General features: G+C 60.5%; 15 protein-coding genes. 10 read left to right on the top strand and 5 right to left on the bottom strand.

The features are described from left to right. Positions 1-76: 76 nt before the first annotated feature. The 5 genes from PMI04_RS02050 to PMI04_RS02030 are packed head-to-tail and all read left to right on the top strand — an operon-like array spanning position 77 to position 3,198. The gene (locus PMI04_RS02050) at positions 77-658 is read left to right on the top strand and encodes a helix-turn-helix transcriptional regulator (RefSeq protein ID WP_007714876.1); all 582 of its coding nucleotides are present in this window, start codon (positions 77-79) and stop codon (positions 656-658) included. A 60-nt stretch (positions 659-718) separates the two neighbouring features. Beyond that, complete coding sequence (locus PMI04_RS02045) at positions 719-1,081, top strand: hypothetical protein (RefSeq protein WP_007714878.1); 363 nt, start codon at positions 719-721, stop codon at positions 1,079-1,081. 49 nt (positions 1,082-1,130) lie between these two features. Further along, the gene (locus PMI04_RS02040) at positions 1,131-1,592 is read left to right on the top strand and encodes a hypothetical protein (protein WP_007714880.1); all 462 of its coding nucleotides are present in this window, start codon (positions 1,131-1,133) and stop codon (positions 1,590-1,592) included. After that, positions 1,582-2,214 carry a MarR family winged helix-turn-helix transcriptional regulator gene (locus PMI04_RS02035; protein ID WP_238536007.1) on the top strand — a complete coding sequence of 211 codons (633 nt, stop codon included), beginning with the start codon at positions 1,582-1,584 and terminating at the stop codon, positions 2,212-2,214. Before PMI04_RS02040 ends, PMI04_RS02035 begins: the two co-directional genes overlap by 11 nt. Before the next feature lie 54 nt (positions 2,215-2,268). Continuing rightward, positions 2,269-3,198, top strand: a complete 930-nt coding sequence (locus tag PMI04_RS02030) for a HEPN domain-containing protein (protein ID WP_007714884.1) — start codon at positions 2,269-2,271, stop codon at positions 3,196-3,198. Here the strand turns inward: PMI04_RS02030 and PMI04_RS02025 are convergent, their stop codons facing one another. The 5 genes from PMI04_RS02025 to PMI04_RS02010 all read right to left on the bottom strand — a co-directional run bounded on the left by PMI04_RS02025 (position 3,199) and on the right by PMI04_RS02010 (position 10,106). Then, positions 3,199-3,366 carry a DUF6771 family protein gene (locus tag PMI04_RS02025; RefSeq protein WP_007714889.1) on the bottom strand — a complete coding sequence of 56 codons (168 nt, stop codon included), beginning with the start codon at positions 3,364-3,366 and terminating at the stop codon, positions 3,199-3,201. A 731-nt stretch (positions 3,367-4,097) separates the two neighbouring features. After that, a complete protein-coding gene (locus tag PMI04_RS21255; protein ID WP_349293598.1) occupies positions 4,098-4,250 on the bottom strand; it encodes a hypothetical protein in 153 nt (50 codons plus the stop codon). Between the two features lie 629 nt (positions 4,251-4,879). Continuing rightward, a complete protein-coding gene (locus PMI04_RS02020) occupies positions 4,880-5,884 on the bottom strand; it encodes a transporter (protein ID WP_007714894.1) in 1,005 nt (334 codons plus the stop codon). A gap of 413 nt (positions 5,885-6,297) precedes the next feature. After that, complete coding sequence (locus PMI04_RS02015) at positions 6,298-7,752, bottom strand: DUF1254 domain-containing protein (RefSeq protein ID WP_007714898.1); 1,455 nt, start codon at positions 7,750-7,752, stop codon at positions 6,298-6,300. 26 nt (positions 7,753-7,778) lie between these two features. Next, on the bottom strand, positions 7,779-10,106 hold the full coding sequence (locus PMI04_RS02010; protein WP_007714900.1) for an arylsulfatase: 2,328 nt from the start codon (positions 10,104-10,106) through the stop codon (positions 7,779-7,781). Between the two features lie 744 nt (positions 10,107-10,850). Between PMI04_RS02010 and PMI04_RS02005 the strand changes: the two genes are divergently transcribed. The 5 genes from PMI04_RS02005 (at position 10,851) to PMI04_RS01985 (ending at position 15,521) form a co-directional block, all read left to right on the top strand. Beyond that, the gene (locus PMI04_RS02005) at positions 10,851-11,012 is read left to right on the top strand and encodes a hypothetical protein (RefSeq protein ID WP_007714903.1); all 162 of its coding nucleotides are present in this window, start codon (positions 10,851-10,853) and stop codon (positions 11,010-11,012) included. 723 nt (positions 11,013-11,735) lie between these two features. Continuing rightward, the gene (locus PMI04_RS02000; protein WP_007714909.1) at positions 11,736-12,248 is read left to right on the top strand and encodes a hemerythrin domain-containing protein; all 513 of its coding nucleotides are present in this window, start codon (positions 11,736-11,738) and stop codon (positions 12,246-12,248) included. A gap of 106 nt (positions 12,249-12,354) precedes the next feature. Then, a complete protein-coding gene (locus PMI04_RS01995) occupies positions 12,355-13,335 on the top strand; it encodes a TIGR03557 family F420-dependent LLM class oxidoreductase (RefSeq protein ID WP_007714911.1) in 981 nt (326 codons plus the stop codon). 273 nt (positions 13,336-13,608) lie between these two features. Continuing rightward, complete coding sequence (locus PMI04_RS01990; protein ID WP_007714917.1) at positions 13,609-14,727, top strand: DUF3182 family protein; 1,119 nt, start codon at positions 13,609-13,611, stop codon at positions 14,725-14,727. Then, entirely contained in the window at positions 14,724-15,521 is a 798-nt protein-coding gene (locus tag PMI04_RS01985) for an alpha/beta fold hydrolase (RefSeq protein ID WP_007714920.1), read from the top strand. Before PMI04_RS01990 ends, PMI04_RS01985 begins: the two co-directional genes overlap by 4 nt. Positions 15,522-15,534 lie beyond the last annotated feature (13 nt).

The raw sequence follows: 15,534 nt of genomic DNA, 5'->3' as shown, positions 1-15,534 counted from the left end.
ATGCGTTGAGATTTGCAACCCAATATTGCCTAAAAGGACATCGTTCCGAAAAGGCCAAGAGGTTCCAGACCCGCGCATGACCGAGACGCCATTTGATCGCCTGACGCCTCGAGAGTGCGAATGCCTGCTGATGGTACGCGACCTCAAAAGTTCGGAGGATATCGCCCGCGCACTCGATATCCGACCGGGCACCGTCAATACCTATATTCGTGACGCGGTCACCAAGATCGGCGCGCGCGATCGCCGCCACGCGGCACTTCTCTATGCCGATCATCTGGCCCAGGTCGTTTCGCAAGCCCCAGGTCATGTCATTGCCGACACCCCCGAGAAAATGGGGGGCGATTTGCTAGGTCTAGCCGAAACCACCGCCCCTGCCGCATCTCTGCCCCACGCCCTGAACACCATCGAGCCGTCCGAACCGGAGGATGGACATCAGGGTGAGAGGCGGTCCGTCACCCCGCCTCGCGGGCAGGTCAGCCTTGGCCTGCTCGTGCAGGAAATTTTCGATGGAACGAGACCGGATGGAATGACGCTGGCCACGCGGTCGCTGCTGACGCTGGCGGTCGCAATCGCGATCGGCTTCTGCTTCTTCGCGATCAGCGCTGGCCTTGGCATGCTCTTCAGCATCGCGGATTTTCTCCGTAGCCTCTCCCACTGAAATCTCCCGCACCGGCATCACAGCAGTTGCGCCATCAGGTGTGGCGCAGGGAGAATGCGCATGTCCAAGCCGACCGACCATCCGCTCCATGGCGGCATCATGACTGTCGCCGCCGCAGTCCAGCTCGCCGAGAAATCCGCCGGTAGCGGCATCGTCTCGACGGCAGAGCTCATCATCGCGACGATCAGGGTGCAGGAAGATCATGGGTTGCCGGCGGGCATTGCCGAGCCGGCGCTCGCAAAGCTGCGGCGGGCGATCGACGCGCATATGGAAAGCCGCACCGCGATCGTCGAAGCCCATGCAGAATATGGCCGGATCGCACGGCGCTTCGGCGCGACGCCCGAAAGCTTCGGTCCCACCTGGCCCTGCCAGCAGGCGAAGGCGCAGCCGGCACCCGTCGCCACGCTCGTGGCGGCCGCCTGAGCCCGATTGCAAAAAGGGGGAAGGCCAGCTCTAATGCGGACAAGCAACCATGATCCTTCTGGCCTTCCTGATCCTCTCGGCTGTCTGCTGCTTCTATGCCCTTATCCGGGGCGGCAGCCCCGAACGGCTCACCGCCACGATTTTCCTGGCCGGCATCTTCGCCTCGATCATGATTTCCATCCATGCGCCGCCCCCGCCAGACGGCTTCCAGTCGGCGATCTTCGCGGTCGATCTCGCCATGCTGCTCGCGCTGGGCGCGATCATGCTGTTCGCGCGCCGCTACTGGCCGATGGCGATCACGGCATGTCAGCTGCTGGCCGTCATGGGCCATGTCATCCGGCTGCTCAATCCGCAGATCGTCCCGGTCCTCTACTGGATCAGCAATGTGTTCTGGGCGGTGCCGCAGATGCTATTTCTGGCTGTCGCCACCATCCGCCATTGCAATCGGGTCAGGCGCCATGGCTCGGATCCGGCCTGGTCGCCGCCGCCAGCCGGCGACCATGGTGGTTGAACGCGCGCATTCCGAAAAACCGGCCCGCACATTTTCATCCAAGATCAAGGGAAGACCAGCAAGGCGCCTCGCAAGCTGGATTTGTCCACAGACTTATCCACAGGCTTTTCCACAGCCACTCCGGGACCAGAGCGCGATGACCGAGCAACCGCGCCAGCGGCTCGGGCCTGCGATGATCCTGCCAGCAAGCAGCCCGCGGCCCGAAAGCGCCCAACCCCGGAACATTTGCGAGGATCCTGCCCACGGCTCGCAGGTCGATAATGACGCAGCGTTCATCCGCTCCATCATCCGGATGCGCCGCCGCCGCGCCGATCTTCCCGAGCTGGTCCAGTCCGTCGAGCCGGCATGGGATGTGATGCTCGATATCTATGCCTGCATGGTCGAGGACGTCGATCTTCCGATCACGGCGGTCGGCATTGCCGCAGGCCTGGCGCCGGCAACGACACAGCGATGGATCAAGAAGCTGGCGGCGCTGGACGTGGTCAGACGCGTGGCCGATCCCCGCGATCGCCGCCGCATATTGGTCAGGCTCACTCCAGCCGCGCTGACGGCCATGCGCCTGTGGCATGCCGAAGCGCGCGCCGCGATGCAGCCTGCGGCGCAGAATGAAGACAGGCACTGATGATCGGCCGACCCATCATTGCGGCCGCCACGCGGTCTAAGCTAGGATAGGGTGATGCGGACCGATCTGGATCATTTGCCCGGCGACAAGCAGCGCGAACTCGAGCGGGTCGTGCGGATCATCTTCGAGGAATTCGAGGATGCGCTGGCGCTCGCCAACCATGGCTGGAAGAAGCGCGGCCGGATCGAAAAGATCATACTCTATGGCAGCTATGCCAGGGGCGGCTGGGTCGATGAACCGCACACGGCCAAGGGCTATCAGTCCGACTATGACATCCTCATCATCGTCAACGACAAGCGCCTGACCGAACGGGTCGATTATTGGCTGAAGCTCGAGGACCGGTTCAATCGCGAGCTTGCGATCACCCACGCAATCCGCACGCCGGTCAACTTCATCGTCCACACTCTCCAGGAGGTGAATGATGGCCTTGCCCATGGCCGCTATTTCTTCATGGACGTGCGCGAAGACGGCATTGCGCTCTATCAGGTCGAGGACACGGAGCTCCACGTCCCCAAGCCCAAGACGCCGGACCAGGCGCTGGCCATGGCCCAGGAATATTTCGAGGAGTGGTTTCCTGCTGCAATGAAGCGGTTCGACATCGCGAAGTTCGATATCGAGAAAGGCTACACAAAGGATGCCGCTTTCGACCTACATCAGGCGACCGAGCGGCTCTATCATTGCGTTCTTCTGGTCACGACCTTCTACACTCCTCATGTTCATAATATCGGCTTTCTGCGCACCCAGGCCGAGCGCCTCGATCGCCGCCTGGTCGACATCTGGCCGCGTGAGCGCCGCATCGACCAGGCGCGTTGGGAGAAGCTCAAGGAGGCCTATGTGAAGGCCCGCTATTCAAAGCATTACAAGATAAGCGAGGCGGAACTCGGCTGGCTTGGCAAACAGATCGAGGAGCTCGGCCGCGTCGTGCATGAAGTCTGCGCCGAGCGCATCGCTGAACTCAGGCGCACCGCTGGTGTTGCCGCCTGATCAATCGGCTTGTGCTGATTGCCTCTGGAGGGCGTCGGCGATGATCATCGCCAGCGACTCTTCCGCGCGCGTGCGGGCCAGCGGATCCTTCGATGTCAGATCCTGCCTGATCCAGATCGGCGCGCGTTCTATCACGGCGAGAATGGCGGCTTGCATCGGTTCACGCATGCGATCGCCTATGGGGGGTCATCGCTGTCGATGCAATGTTTGGTCGCGAACATCTGCTCAGCAGCGAAAATCAGTTATTCTGAAGTGATACAGGATATCTGGAGATTGGCTCAGGGAACGAATCGCCCAGGCGCTGGCGAAAACCGGTCAATCTGGAAACGACCACATGCGCACGCCTGATCATCATGCTCGTGTTTATGCTAATTGACCCTACCGCTCAGCCCGCTAGGCTGCTGACGATCTCGGCCACAAACACCCTCTAATATTCCCCCGAATATGGTGGGCCGGGATCATCCTACTTGGGCGCGTGGGCAGTTCGGGAGATCTGGAAGCGACCATTTGTTGCCGTCGAATGCCTGGTGTTCGAGCGACCGCGATTGGCCGGTACGCGAATTCCGGTTCAGGGCTGCGCCTTGGGGATAGCCGACATTCGCGCGGCGTCGGATCTCGACCAACCTAAGCCGTTCCGGCACTGATGCGTGGACGACCGTTTACATCAGGTCCCGAAATAGCGGCTACTATCTGATTTCTGTCATTTTGGGCTAATGGGAAATCGCGCGCCTCCTCCCCGCTGGCAGGCAACTAATCGCTGTAGAGCTACAGGGCGGCAGGCTCGAGATTGTCGGTATTGCCGACAACACGTAGCACTGCACAGCGTCCGCCGGGGATGATACCATTCAGGATCCGCTCACCGCTCGCCTCTATTGGTCGATCAGTTCCGACGGACAGGTCTATGCGATATTCGGCCGGGGTGACGTGCGTGGATCGGAGTGGGAGATGTTGAAAATCGGACTAGCCTTCGGCGATGGCCCGGTTGCTTTTCGCCAGTCGATGAACCGCGGGAGCATCGCGCCGATCGTCACCGGATCGCCGCGATTCCCCATGATCGCAACGGGCGTTGGCGCTACGTCGCGGATCGTCACGTCGTCAGAAGTGTAAGCCTATGCTTTCGGGCGAACATGCTTGTCCAGTTGCAACAGCGAGACTTTGATCGCGCTGTTGCACGAACGGAGCAAGAGACTGGCCTGCGGCACAACTCCCTGCGCACCGACGAGCGGGTGAAGGGCGTAATCGCAAGGCGGTTGAGGTCGGCGATCGGCGCTATGCGTTGATCGAAAAGAGCTGGGAGTTCAGTCTTATGCTCTGGCGCCTTGTCCTGGCGCGCGCGGTAGTCGAGCAGATCGTCACTTTCTGCCACGGCGGCGTAGAAAATATGCAGCCTAAACATTCGCTGCGGCCGCTGCATGTTGTGAACGTCCCAATCAGTGTGCGAATATCCATCCGCTAGTAGGAATAGAAATCTGGGCGATCACGAAATTGATATTGCTGGTCACAACGCATATTGATGATGACGACCTTCAAACCCTTTCGCACGCGGGGACGTTTGGACCTGCTTGTCAGCCTACTGGTTCTCGGCACAATGACCTTAAGAACGCAGTATTGAAGTATGGTTGTGTAGCAAAGCCGCCCGGTCTTCACGCTGAAGGCTAGCGTCGACATTACGTGTTTTGCGTCACTCGGCGGCACTTTCTGGAATATTCAGGGAGAGTGGTAGCGTGAGGCTGAGAAAATATGCCTCCCCCTTCAATCGGTTCGTCACGTCGAACTCTTTGAATGCGCGGACCCGGAAGGTTGCAGGCACTCCTCCCATCTTGACGTTGAGTGCAGCGGTTGCGCCGAGCGCGGCCGCCTCTCCCTTGAAGGGACCCAACGCAGCTCCCGCGCCGCTGTCTCCGCTCACCTGCTTAAAATAATAGCTCTGGATGCCGGCCGAAAATGCGGGCGAGAGTGTCTTCTCGACCGCGCCTTCGAGGTGAAATTCAGTTCCGGTCTTGTAATCAGTTGCAGGATTTTCGCCGTTGAATGTGAAACCGGCTTTTGCGGAGATATCCCAACCCGCCTTGGGATCGTTCCATGTTGCCGCGAAAGATGAGTCGACGATCCAGCGGTTGAACGAGACGTTGGCGAGTTGACCATCGCGGTAATTGCCGACCGGGACGTTTACGGTCGCCGAACCCTGGAAATGAAGTTTCCCAGCTTTCCAGCCTAGTAGAACGGCGCCTACAGGATCGCCAACAAGAAGGGCCGAATCGTGTCGACTGATGGACGCGCTGCCACCGCCTGGACCGCTAACCACCGCAGTGACGCCGACCATTGGGGCGCCAACGGGCAGCGAGGCGCTCAGCGCCAAGGTTCCGCCGAGAAAATTTGTGGTCGGCACCCACATGATAGTGCCGAAATCCGCCACGAGTGTCGCATGTGCTCCTGCAACAACGTTTCCGCCGATTACGAATTCGCGATCTGCCTGCGCCTTGCCATCATAGATATAGACAGTGTCATCGAAGAACACTCCCTCCACGGGTGGCATTACCGCAGCCCCAGGTCCGCTGCCGCCCAGCAGATAGAATGAAGCCCCGCCTTCCGAAGCATGGCAAGGCGCGGTCCACAGGCAACTCCCAAGCGCAGTAATCGCGCATAGCTGTTGAATCGCCGACACTCTGAGCCGAAAGATCAGCATAAAAATCCTCCGAAGTTTGCTCAAAGCTACACCGTCGGAGGGTTTGGGATATCGGGGATAGACCTGAGTATCCTGGAGAAAGCTGGCAGCGCTCTATCTTTCGGCTTTGATCTATGGGATTTTGAACCCTCGACATCCTCGTGGAGCCCACAGCAGGCAGCTTCGGCCCGCAACCCTTCAGGTCGTCCAGCACCCAATTCACGCCCCCAGGGTGCGGACCGGCAACTTGCCCATTCTGAATGCCCTAGACTGGCCGGTAGGCCACTGTCCGGTTTAGAGCCGGGTTGCCGGGATAGCAGTCAGAGAGCTCACGCAAACGCGAAACCGGTCGTCCGTTCAGCAGGCCTATAGATAGCGTCTATTGCCCAAAATGTGATCATGTTCGAGGCCGCGTGCCTGGATTTGAAACAGTATCAGTCCGAAATCTCGAAGTCGCCGGGCTTCCAGCTCCCGTCGAACGCCGGTCCCTCGGGGCCGTAGATGCGGAAATAGACGAACCAACCCTTGCCAGGGATCGTTTGAATCCAGCGCTTCGCGGCGTCACCTTCGGGCGGCTCGGGGGAGAAGAACAGCTCGGCGGCATCGCCTGGGAGATCGCCGAGCTCGAACAGCGAGCGCAGCGCGGCCTTACCCTGTTCGGTGTCGATCTGGCTGCGGGTCTCGGTATCGTAGACGGTCACCGACCAGAACAGGCGCGCGGGCACCGGCAGCGGTACCTTGAGCCGATACGACTTGCTGCCTTCAAGATAGGCACCGCTCGCGTCGCGCAGGCCAAGCCAATAGAGCGAGCCCGCTTGGGTATCGCGCCGAAACATCGCCGGCGAGGTCGCGATCGCCTGGAAAAACCATTTCTCGCGTGCATAGGTATCGGTGTAGTTCTCGGTGTCGAACGAGCCGTTCTCGTAGCGTAGGCCGGCCCATTGCCATTGTCGATCGGGCCAGACGACGCGGTCCGGCCGGCGATCAGCGAAGGACTGCACCCGCATTTGCTGGCAGCCGAGCCTGGCTGCTTTCTCCAGGATGCCGCGCATCCGCTCGTCGGGCGCGAAGGGCTGGCCCTTGGCGATGCCGAGCGTGGCGAGCTCGCCATAATGCTCGCGATAGCCTTCGAACGGGGGTTCGCTGTCGACGACTTCGTGGAGCGCGCGCCAATAATCGAGAGTGTCCTCCACCTTGAGCGGCGTGGTGTCCTGCGGGTCCGGAGACATGTCGATCCATTTCAGCCCCTCCCATACGGCGGCAGGCTCGAGCGGGTGCACGTTCACCGACCGGAGCCGCGCGACGGCGCCGTCGAGGTCGCCGTGTTCCGGGATGGCGCGGACGCCGGTCAGCACCTTGAAGGTAGTGCTATGGCAGAGATAATAGCCGTCGGGTATTTCGCCCTGATAGCCCGGCGGCACGAAGAGATGCTTGCCGCCCTTGCCGGCGTCGGGGCCTGGCAGCCCGAGATCGGCGACCCAGCGCTGGTTGAGGTCCATCCCGGCGCCGAGCAGCGGGCCGGGCGGCAACTCGATGACGATCGGTCCGATGCTAAGATCGAGCAGGAAGCCGCCGTAGGGCGTGTCGGAATTGAGCGTAAATCCGACATGCCGGGGGAGCGTGCTCATGCTGCCCCAGGTCCGGTTGGGGAAGACGCCGATCTCCGCATTGCCGTGGAACATCGCCCAGCACGACACGGTGGGATAGAAGGTCCGGTACATCTGGAGAGCGCGGACCAGGTCGAGATCGTCGTACGCGCGCTGTGCGGTGTCGCCCGTCGGCCAGCCGCCGTCGAAGGTGTAATCAACGCCGGACAGCGACGCCGTCGAGCCACCGTTTTCCGCCGCTAAAGACGGCGCTTGTTGTTCTAGCGCTTGCGTGTCGGTCATCACGACCTCCTTGTGCGTTGGTGGCCTCAATCCCGCGCCAGCGCCGCGGCCATCTTGCGCTCGACGTCGATGTAATGGTCGTCGGCGACGTCGAAGATCACCTTTTCGAGCTTGCCGCCGCTGAACCTGAACGCGGAGCCGTATTCGCTGCTCACCGCGTCGCCGCCGTCATAGCCGATGCACAGCCCCTCGCCGCACAGCGCATAATGGCCGGACTGGGTGCGGAACTCCCCGTCCGCAACCGCCTTGTCGCCGACATAAAGTTTCATCGTGCCATGGGTTTCGCCGTATTCGCCGACGCGTTGCTTTTCGTATTCGACCCCGACGACATGACGGCCGGAGGTGGGCGCCTCGCTCGACAGCCGCTGTTCGGGTGGGATGCCGAGGAAGTTGTAGGTGAAGACCAGCTTGCCCTCCTTCACGAACAACGAGAAGCCGCCGAAACGCGAGCCCTGCGCGAAGATCACTCCTTCGGTGGCGCCGGTGAACTCGATCTCGGCGAGCGCCTTGAACGAGGCACCGAGCGTGCGGGGCGCGGTCGCCTCGGGCACTTCGGTGGTGTCGGGATAGAAGACGTAGCGCCCGCTCTTGGGCGCGGCGGCATGATATTCGAGCTCGGCGTGCATGACCTGGACGCTGCTGTCGTTGAGCGGCAGGACGTTGTTCTTCTTGGCCTCCGCGAGCCATAGCGCCTCGAGCTCCTCAACCTTCTCGGGGTGCTCGCCGGCGAGGTCGCGGGCCTCGGCACGGTCCTTGGTGGTGTCGAACAGCTGCCAGACGTCTTCGTCGAAATGGCCCTGGTCTGACGGCATCGGGCCATGCAGCGTCGATCCCTTCCAGCCCTTGTGCCAGATGCCGCGCGTGCCAGCCATTTCGTAGTACTGCGTTTCCTTGGTCGTCGGCGCGTCGGCGGCATCGAAGCTGTACTTCATCGACACCCCGGGGAACGGGGCCTGCTTGATGCCGTCGACTTCGTCGGGGACAGCGATTCCGCAGCATTCGAGGATCGTCGGCACGATATCCGTGCAGTGGTGATATTGGTGGCGGACCTCGCCTGCCGCCTTGATGCCGGCGGGCCAGTGGATCACCATTGGATCGCAGGTGCCGCCGGCATAGGAACCGTAGCGCTTGAACATCTTGTACGGCGTCGAGAACGCCACCGCCCAGCCGGTCGGGTAGTGGTTGTAGGTGTCGGCCGAGCCGAGCTTATCGATCAGCGCGAGATTGTCGGCCATGTCGTCGGGCACGCCGTTGAAGAACTTGTTCTCGTTGACCGAGCCGTTCGGCGAACCCTCGCCCGAAGCGCCGTTGTCGGCGCAGTACAAGATCAGCGTGTTGTCGAGCTGGCCCGATTCCTCGAGATAGTCGATCACCCGGCCGATCTGGACGTCGGTATATTCGGAGAAGCCGGCATAGACTTCAGCCATCCGGCTGAACAACCGCTTCTCGTCGGCGCTGAGGCTGTCCCAGGGCCGCACGCGGTCGCCTTCGGGGAGCACGTCGTCGGGCAGCGGATTGATCGGGGTAAGCTCGGTATCCTCGGGCAGGATGCTGCGTTCCTTCATCCGCTCGAGCACCCAGCCACGGTACGCTTCGTAGCCGTCGTCGAACTGGCCCTTGTACTTGTCGATATATTCCTGCGGCGCATGGTGCGGGGCGTGGTTGGCGCCGGGGCAGTACCACATATACCAGGGCTTGGCCGGTTCGGACTGCTTGGTGTCGCGGATGAAGCTGATCGCCTTGTCGGCGATGTCCTTCGAGAAATGATAGCCGTCCTCGGGCTGGCTGGGCTGGTCGATGAAGTGGTTGTCCTCGATCAGCTCGGGATACCATTGGTTGGTTTCGCCGCCGATGAAGCCGTAGAACCGGTCATAGCCGAGCCCGAGCGGCCAAGCCTTCTTGCTCGCGCCGATGCTGAACGCGTCGACGGGGACGTTGTGGTTCTTGCCGATCCAGAAAGTGCTGTAGCCGGCGTTGCGGAGGATATGCGCGATCGTGCCGTTCTCGGGTGGGATGTGGCCGTTATAGCCGGGAAAACCCGTCGCCGCCTCGGCGATCGAGCCGAAGCCGTTGGCGTGGTGGTTGCGGCCGGTGAGGAAGCAGGAGCGCGTGGGCGAGCAGACCGCGGTGGTGTGCCATTGGGTGTAGGTCAGCCCGTGCTTGGCCAGACGATCGAGAGTCGGCATCTCGATCCGTCCGCCATAAGGTGACCACGCCGCTTGGCCGGTATCATCGTAGAGGATGACGAGGACGTTGGGCGCGCCTTCCGGGGCCTTGGTGTCGAGGAAGGCATCCCAGTCCGGCTTGGAATCGCGGATGTCGAGTTCGATCTTTCCTTGGAACTTTCGCGACACGGTGCGCCTCCTGCTGATGCATGCAAGTTATCCCGGGGAACTTTGTGGCCAGCTATTGGGGAAAACCCTTGCAATCCGGGAAGAAGGATACTGGACTGGTCTAGGCTGAGATTCAGCGGTTCTATCGCCTTTCCACAAACGCCCACTCCCCGCGCATCTCGTTTTACTGCGGGAGGGCAACGACTTGGCGGCTGCTTTGTCGGGCTCCGTGCTCGAAAGCTGCCGGGGCGCTCCTGTGAGCGTAAAATTGGGTGCTGAACGACCGGGAAGGTCGACGGCCGACCGACAGCTTCCCCCCCCCAGATGGGCAGCGCATATCTGAATGAATGACCGCTTCCGAGAAACGGAATTGAAGCGCCGGACGGCGACAATGGGCGCGTTGCTGACTTTGCGCGGCAGCTAGATCCATGTCCGCTACCCACCCCTTTCCGCCGTTTGGGCAGGTCGCGGCAGAGTTACGCTAACGACCAATGAGCTGATGTGAGCGGCTTACCGCAGATTCTGATATCTGCCCGCTATGATACCCCGTTCGGGTGATTTCGCCCGTTGATCAAGCTGCTATCTCACTCGAGCGACCCGACGATTGTCTTCACGATCGATCGTTCACTGACCCTGCCAGAAACGGCAGGGTCTTTTCTTCGTGAACGGTGCCGTGTCGCGCCAGTGCCATTCCCACGCCGCTCGATTTGCACGCGATCGCCAACTCGATCAGTGCTAGGTTGCTTGCTGAAAGGAGCCATCATCATGGATGATCACCTCAAAGCCGCCGCTGCCGCCGCTGCCGCCGCTGCAATGACCGACATGGAACTGATCGCGGTCTGCAACAGAATCGAGGATCGGGACGAGTTGACCAGACAGGAAATGGCAATCGAGGACGAGATGGAGCGCCGCGAGATCGATATCTGATGCGCAGCGGTCCCGACATGATCCTGACCATCGAGGCCATTGTGCTCGCTGCGATGATGATCATCAGCGCCGCTGCCGGGATTGTCAGCCTGATCGACTGACCCGCGCAACTATCGACGAGAATGGTCGTTTCATTCCAAACGCCCATTGGAGAGACGAACGTTGCGCCGCCCAGAAACTGACCCCACCGCCCGCGCAACATCCTTTTTCGAGGTAGATGGTGTCCTGGCGCTGGGCATCCTGTGCGGGGCGCTGTTCGCCGCCCTCGTGGGCTTGATTCGATAAGGTCCGGAACAAATGCGTGAGGGGCCTCGTTCTTCTCGTTCCTCTGATATTCAGGACGACACTACCCCGCCGGCGTTGGTGGGGTATTTTTTTAAGGCAGATATTTGAAACCTGACGCACAAAATGACCGTGATGGATCGAACCTGATCCTCAAGATTGAAGCCGCACTTCTGGCAGCCATGATGATCGGATCGTCGGCCGCTGGCCTTTACAGCCTTCTGTAACGCTGTTGCGCCGATCGGCGAACAAATCTGTCTTGGGGCACCAAGGCAATTGCGTGACGATCGGCCCGTATTCATCGAGATTTTCCCCACGAAGCGCAGGCTAAAGCGTTCGTCCCTGATGCAGATTATTGAGATGGATCAGGTTAAGCGGCTGCCGGAACCGATCGTCTGTTTGCGGCTTCCTTAGCGGATAAAACCACTGAGGAGATCTGTCATGGCCAAGGCCGAATATAGTGATGCCATCGCCCTTCTGAAGGCCGATCATCGCACGGTCGAAGAGCTTTTCGAACAATATGAGAAAGCCGCTTCAGCAAAGAAGAAGGGTGATATCGCTCACCAGATTTGCACCGAGCTCAATATCCATACGCTGATCGAGGAAGAGATTTTCTATCCCGCGTTTGAAGGCAGGATCGAGGCAGACACGCTTGAAGAGGCCTATGTCGAGCATGATGGTGCCAAGGTGCTGATCAATGACATCGAGGCTGGATCGACGCAGGACAGATTCTTCGACGCCAAGGTCAACGTTCTGTCCGAAGAGATCAAGCACCACGTCCATGAGGAAGAAATGCGCGGCGAAGGCATGTTTGCGCAGTGTCGCGAGACGGATGTCGACCTGGTGGCGCTTCGGGATCTGATGCTTGCACGCAAAGAAGCATTGACCGCCCAGGCGAAAGCCGGAGGCCTGCCCGCCGCCAAGCTAACCGCCGTCAACCTGATCCCTGCCTGAGCAGGGTTCAGGTTGACGAGCAGCCGACGTTGGAAAGCGGCGCCGACCGATATCGGGGTTCGCACAGGGGCGGCGGCAACATCTCGAGCACTACAAGGAAAAGCCCATGCCGAAGTTCGGGTACAAGCTGATGACGGAGGAGCACGGGCCGAAGGTGCTCGTGGAGAATGCTGTTCGCGCAGAGAAAGCGGGGTTCGATTTCCTGTCCATTTCGGACCATTTCCACCCCTGGCTGGAGTCACAGGGCCACGCCCCCTTTGCCTGGAGCGTCCTTGGCGCCATCGCCCATGCTACGGATCGCATCGGCATCGCGACCGGCCTTACCTGCCCGATCCTGCGTTATCATCCTGTCATCGTCGCGCAGGCGGCCGCCACTATCGCGGTTATGAGTGACAATCGTTTCGCCCTGGCGGTCGGCGCGGGTGAACGTCTGAACGAACATGTCACAGGCGCCCGGTGGCCGTCGGTGCCCGAGCGCCACGAAATGCTGGGTGAGGCGATCGACATTTTTCGCCTTCTGTGGAAGGGCGGCGTTCATAGCTGGAATGGCGCGCATTTTGTTGTCGACCACGCCCAGCTTTATGATCTTCCGACCCAGCCTATACCGGTCGTCCTGGGCGTGAGTGGTCCATCCTCCGTCACACTCGCCGCTGAAAAGGGCGATGGTATCATGACGACCGCACCCGATGGCGAGCTTGTGAAGAGTTATGAAGCGAAGGCCGGCAACCCGGGGCCTCGATATGCCGAGGCAGTCATTGGCTATGCGCCGAGCGCCCAGCAAGGGCTGGACATCGTTCATGACAGGTTTCGCTTCTCTGCCTTCGACTGGTCGGTCAACAGCGAGGTTCCTTCAGTCCAGGGCTTCGAAGCCGCAAGCCAGTATGTCCGGCCTGAGGACCTGGCGTCGAAGGTTTCGGCTGGCCCGGATGTCCAGGCCCACGTCCATTTGATCTCGCAATATGTTGATGCTGGCTTCGACCATATTGTGCTGACCTGTCCTGGCGACGACCAGGCAGGATTCATCGATTTCTTCGAACATGAGTTGAAGCCGGCCCTGTCGCGTCCGGAGAAGGGACCGTCCAGATGAAGTCGCCTCAGGATCGGGAGATCAAAAGGGGCGCTCGATGTCGGACGGCAATGAGAAGGCGATACCTTTCTCGATAGAAAGTGGGCTCTCCATCCTCCGTCCCCGCCGCTTGTCGACGCCGTCTGATGCAAGGCGAGAGGCCGTTGCCGGCGGTGGAGCGACACCAGGCTCAAGGCGCGCATTCGGTGCGCAAGGCAAATGGATATAAACCTGTGACGCCGGGTTGTTGAAATATCTGCCTCGCGGCAGCTGCTCCAGGATCTGAGAGGTTCAATGGCCAGTTCGCATCTGACCCGTCTTGTGAAGATCTATCCCACCCGGTCCGGGGCCATGAACAATGAACATGACAGGGTCGCAAGAGCCGAGCTTGCGCGACGGATAGCCCGGCTTGGTCAGGCGACATTCGTCGATCACGACCCTTCGCCAGTCTCCGAGCCGGATGGTGATGCGCAGGACACGCTCTTCATTCCGACCGGCACGATTGACCTGGCAATGGCGCGGCAACTGGGCATCCGCAACGAAAGCCAGATTTACGGGGGCGTGGTTCCGCATGGCTTCGTCGGAAGCAAGGTCATCACGCATCCGGTTTTTCCAGCCAACAACGAAGTTCCTGAGGGATGGCGGCCCGAACTGGGCGCCGCTCTTGCGCCTTATGTTCTTACTGGCTGGTCGGCGTTCAGCGTTGATGCTGTGCGCGAAGCGAGTCTCGACATGCTTCGCTATTGTTCGATCCGTCTGAAGGAGGTCGAGGCGACGGCGGGGCTCGGACAATTTGTCGTCACTTCGCCAGGAGAGCTGGAAGAAGCGATCGCGCAGCTTGATGCGGATGCCATTGCGCGTCACGGCGTCGTGATCGAAGAGAATCTCGACAATGTCATCACTTACAGCGTGGGCATGGCATGCCTTTTTGGAGAGGTCATCTCCTACTGGGGCACCCAGCGCCTTGCCACCAACAACGAAGGCGCCACCGTCTATGGAGGCTCGACCCTGCATGTGGTGAGGGGTGGCTTTGAACAGCTGGCAGGCCTCAGCCTGGCCGACGATCTGCAGCAGGGGATCGAGAAGGCGATCGCATATGATGCGACCGTCTCGAAATTCTACCCGGATCTGATGGCCTCTCGTCGCAATTATGACGTCGCCGCAGGCATGAATTCTTCCGGTGAAATGCGCATCGGTGTTCTTGAGCAAAGCTGGCGGGCGGGCGGTGCAAGCGGCGCCGAGATTGCGGCCTTCGAAGCCTTTGCACGCGATCGCGAGTTGTCAGCGGTGACATGCGCCACGATGGAAATTTATGGTCATCTTGACGCCGCGCCGGAGGGTAGCATCCTCTATTATAGCGGTATCGATGCGGTCGCGGGACCGATCACAAAATATGCAATGGAGCTGGAATGACGGGCAGCCAGATATGTTTTGACGTCGAGGGGGAAAGTCTGGACGCGACCATCCTGTCACCGGACAAGCTCGTTCCTGGCATTCTCTTCATCCACGGATGGGGCGGTTCGCGCGATCAGGACATGGTTCGGGCCGAAGAGATCGCGCAGCTGGGCTGTATCTGCTTCACCTTTGATCTGCGGGGCCATGCCCGGCACGCCGAAGAGCGCAACCGGGTGACGCGATCCCATGGTCTTGCCGATGTCGTGGCTGCCTATGATTATCTCGTCGGTCAGGACCAGGTCGATCCATCTGCCATTGCGGTCGTCGGCACAAGCTATGGCGGATATCTCGCCGCGCTCCTCACTGCCGTCCGCCCGGTCAACTGGCTCGCCTTGCGCGTGCCTGCTCTCTATCCTGACGAGCATTGGGATGTCCCCAAGGCGATGCTCGACCGCGATCTTATCAACGCCTATCGGGCCCGCTTCCGCTCGGGCCGCGAAGACAAGGCTCTGGCGGCTTGCGAGCAATTTGCGGGCGATGTGCTGATCGTCGAATCAGAGCAAGACGACTATGTGCCGCACGCGACAATCAGTTCCTACATGTCCGCGTTCCACAACAGTAATTCCTTGAGCTACCGCATCCTCAAAGGCGCTGATCACTCGTTGCGGGACGAAGGGTGTCGGCGCGCCTACAACCAGTTGCTGCTGACGTGGATCGAGGAAATGGTCCGTGGCGGTCGCCGGACATCGACAAGCAGTCAGCAGGATGCCGGGCAACTGCCGGTCCAGGCTTACAAGCTGGCGGACCGATAACATCGTCAGACGC

The sequence above is a fragment of the Sphingobium sp. AP49 genome, assembly GCF_000281715.2.
Classification (GTDB): Bacteria; Pseudomonadota; Alphaproteobacteria; order Sphingomonadales; family Sphingomonadaceae; genus Sphingobium.
This window is presented reverse-complemented; position numbering and strand designations above follow the sequence as displayed.

Coding starts and splice junctions, on each gene's coding strand:
- PMI04_RS02030 (WP_007714884.1), top strand. CDS start 2,269: ATGCGGACCGATCTGGATCATTTGCCCGGCGACAAGCAGCGCGAACTC.
- PMI04_RS02040 (WP_007714880.1), top strand. CDS start 1,131: ATGATCCTTCTGGCCTTCCTGATCCTCTCGGCTGTCTGCTGCTTCTAT.
- PMI04_RS02035 (WP_238536007.1), top strand. CDS start 1,582: ATGGTGGTTGAACGCGCGCATTCCGAAAAACCGGCCCGCACATTTTCA.
- PMI04_RS21255 (WP_349293598.1), bottom strand. CDS start 4,250: ATGGGGAATCGCGGCGATCCGGTGACGATCGGCGCGATGCTCCCGCGG.
- PMI04_RS01985 (WP_007714920.1), top strand. CDS start 14,724: ATGACGGGCAGCCAGATATGTTTTGACGTCGAGGGGGAAAGTCTGGAC.
- PMI04_RS01990 (WP_007714917.1), top strand. CDS start 13,609: ATGGCCAGTTCGCATCTGACCCGTCTTGTGAAGATCTATCCCACCCGG.
- PMI04_RS02020 (WP_007714894.1), bottom strand. CDS start 5,884: ATGCTGATCTTTCGGCTCAGAGTGTCGGCGATTCAACAGCTATGCGCG.
- PMI04_RS02015 (WP_007714898.1), bottom strand. CDS start 7,752: ATGACCGACACGCAAGCGCTAGAACAACAAGCGCCGTCTTTAGCGGCG.
- PMI04_RS02050 (WP_007714876.1), top strand. CDS start 77: ATGACCGAGACGCCATTTGATCGCCTGACGCCTCGAGAGTGCGAATGC.
- PMI04_RS01995 (WP_007714911.1), top strand. CDS start 12,355: ATGCCGAAGTTCGGGTACAAGCTGATGACGGAGGAGCACGGGCCGAAG.
- PMI04_RS02045 (WP_007714878.1), top strand. CDS start 719: ATGTCCAAGCCGACCGACCATCCGCTCCATGGCGGCATCATGACTGTC.
- PMI04_RS02005 (WP_007714903.1), top strand. CDS start 10,851: ATGGATGATCACCTCAAAGCCGCCGCTGCCGCCGCTGCCGCCGCTGCA.
- PMI04_RS02000 (WP_007714909.1), top strand. CDS start 11,736: ATGGCCAAGGCCGAATATAGTGATGCCATCGCCCTTCTGAAGGCCGAT.
- PMI04_RS02025 (WP_007714889.1), bottom strand. CDS start 3,366: ATGCGTGAACCGATGCAAGCCGCCATTCTCGCCGTGATAGAACGCGCG.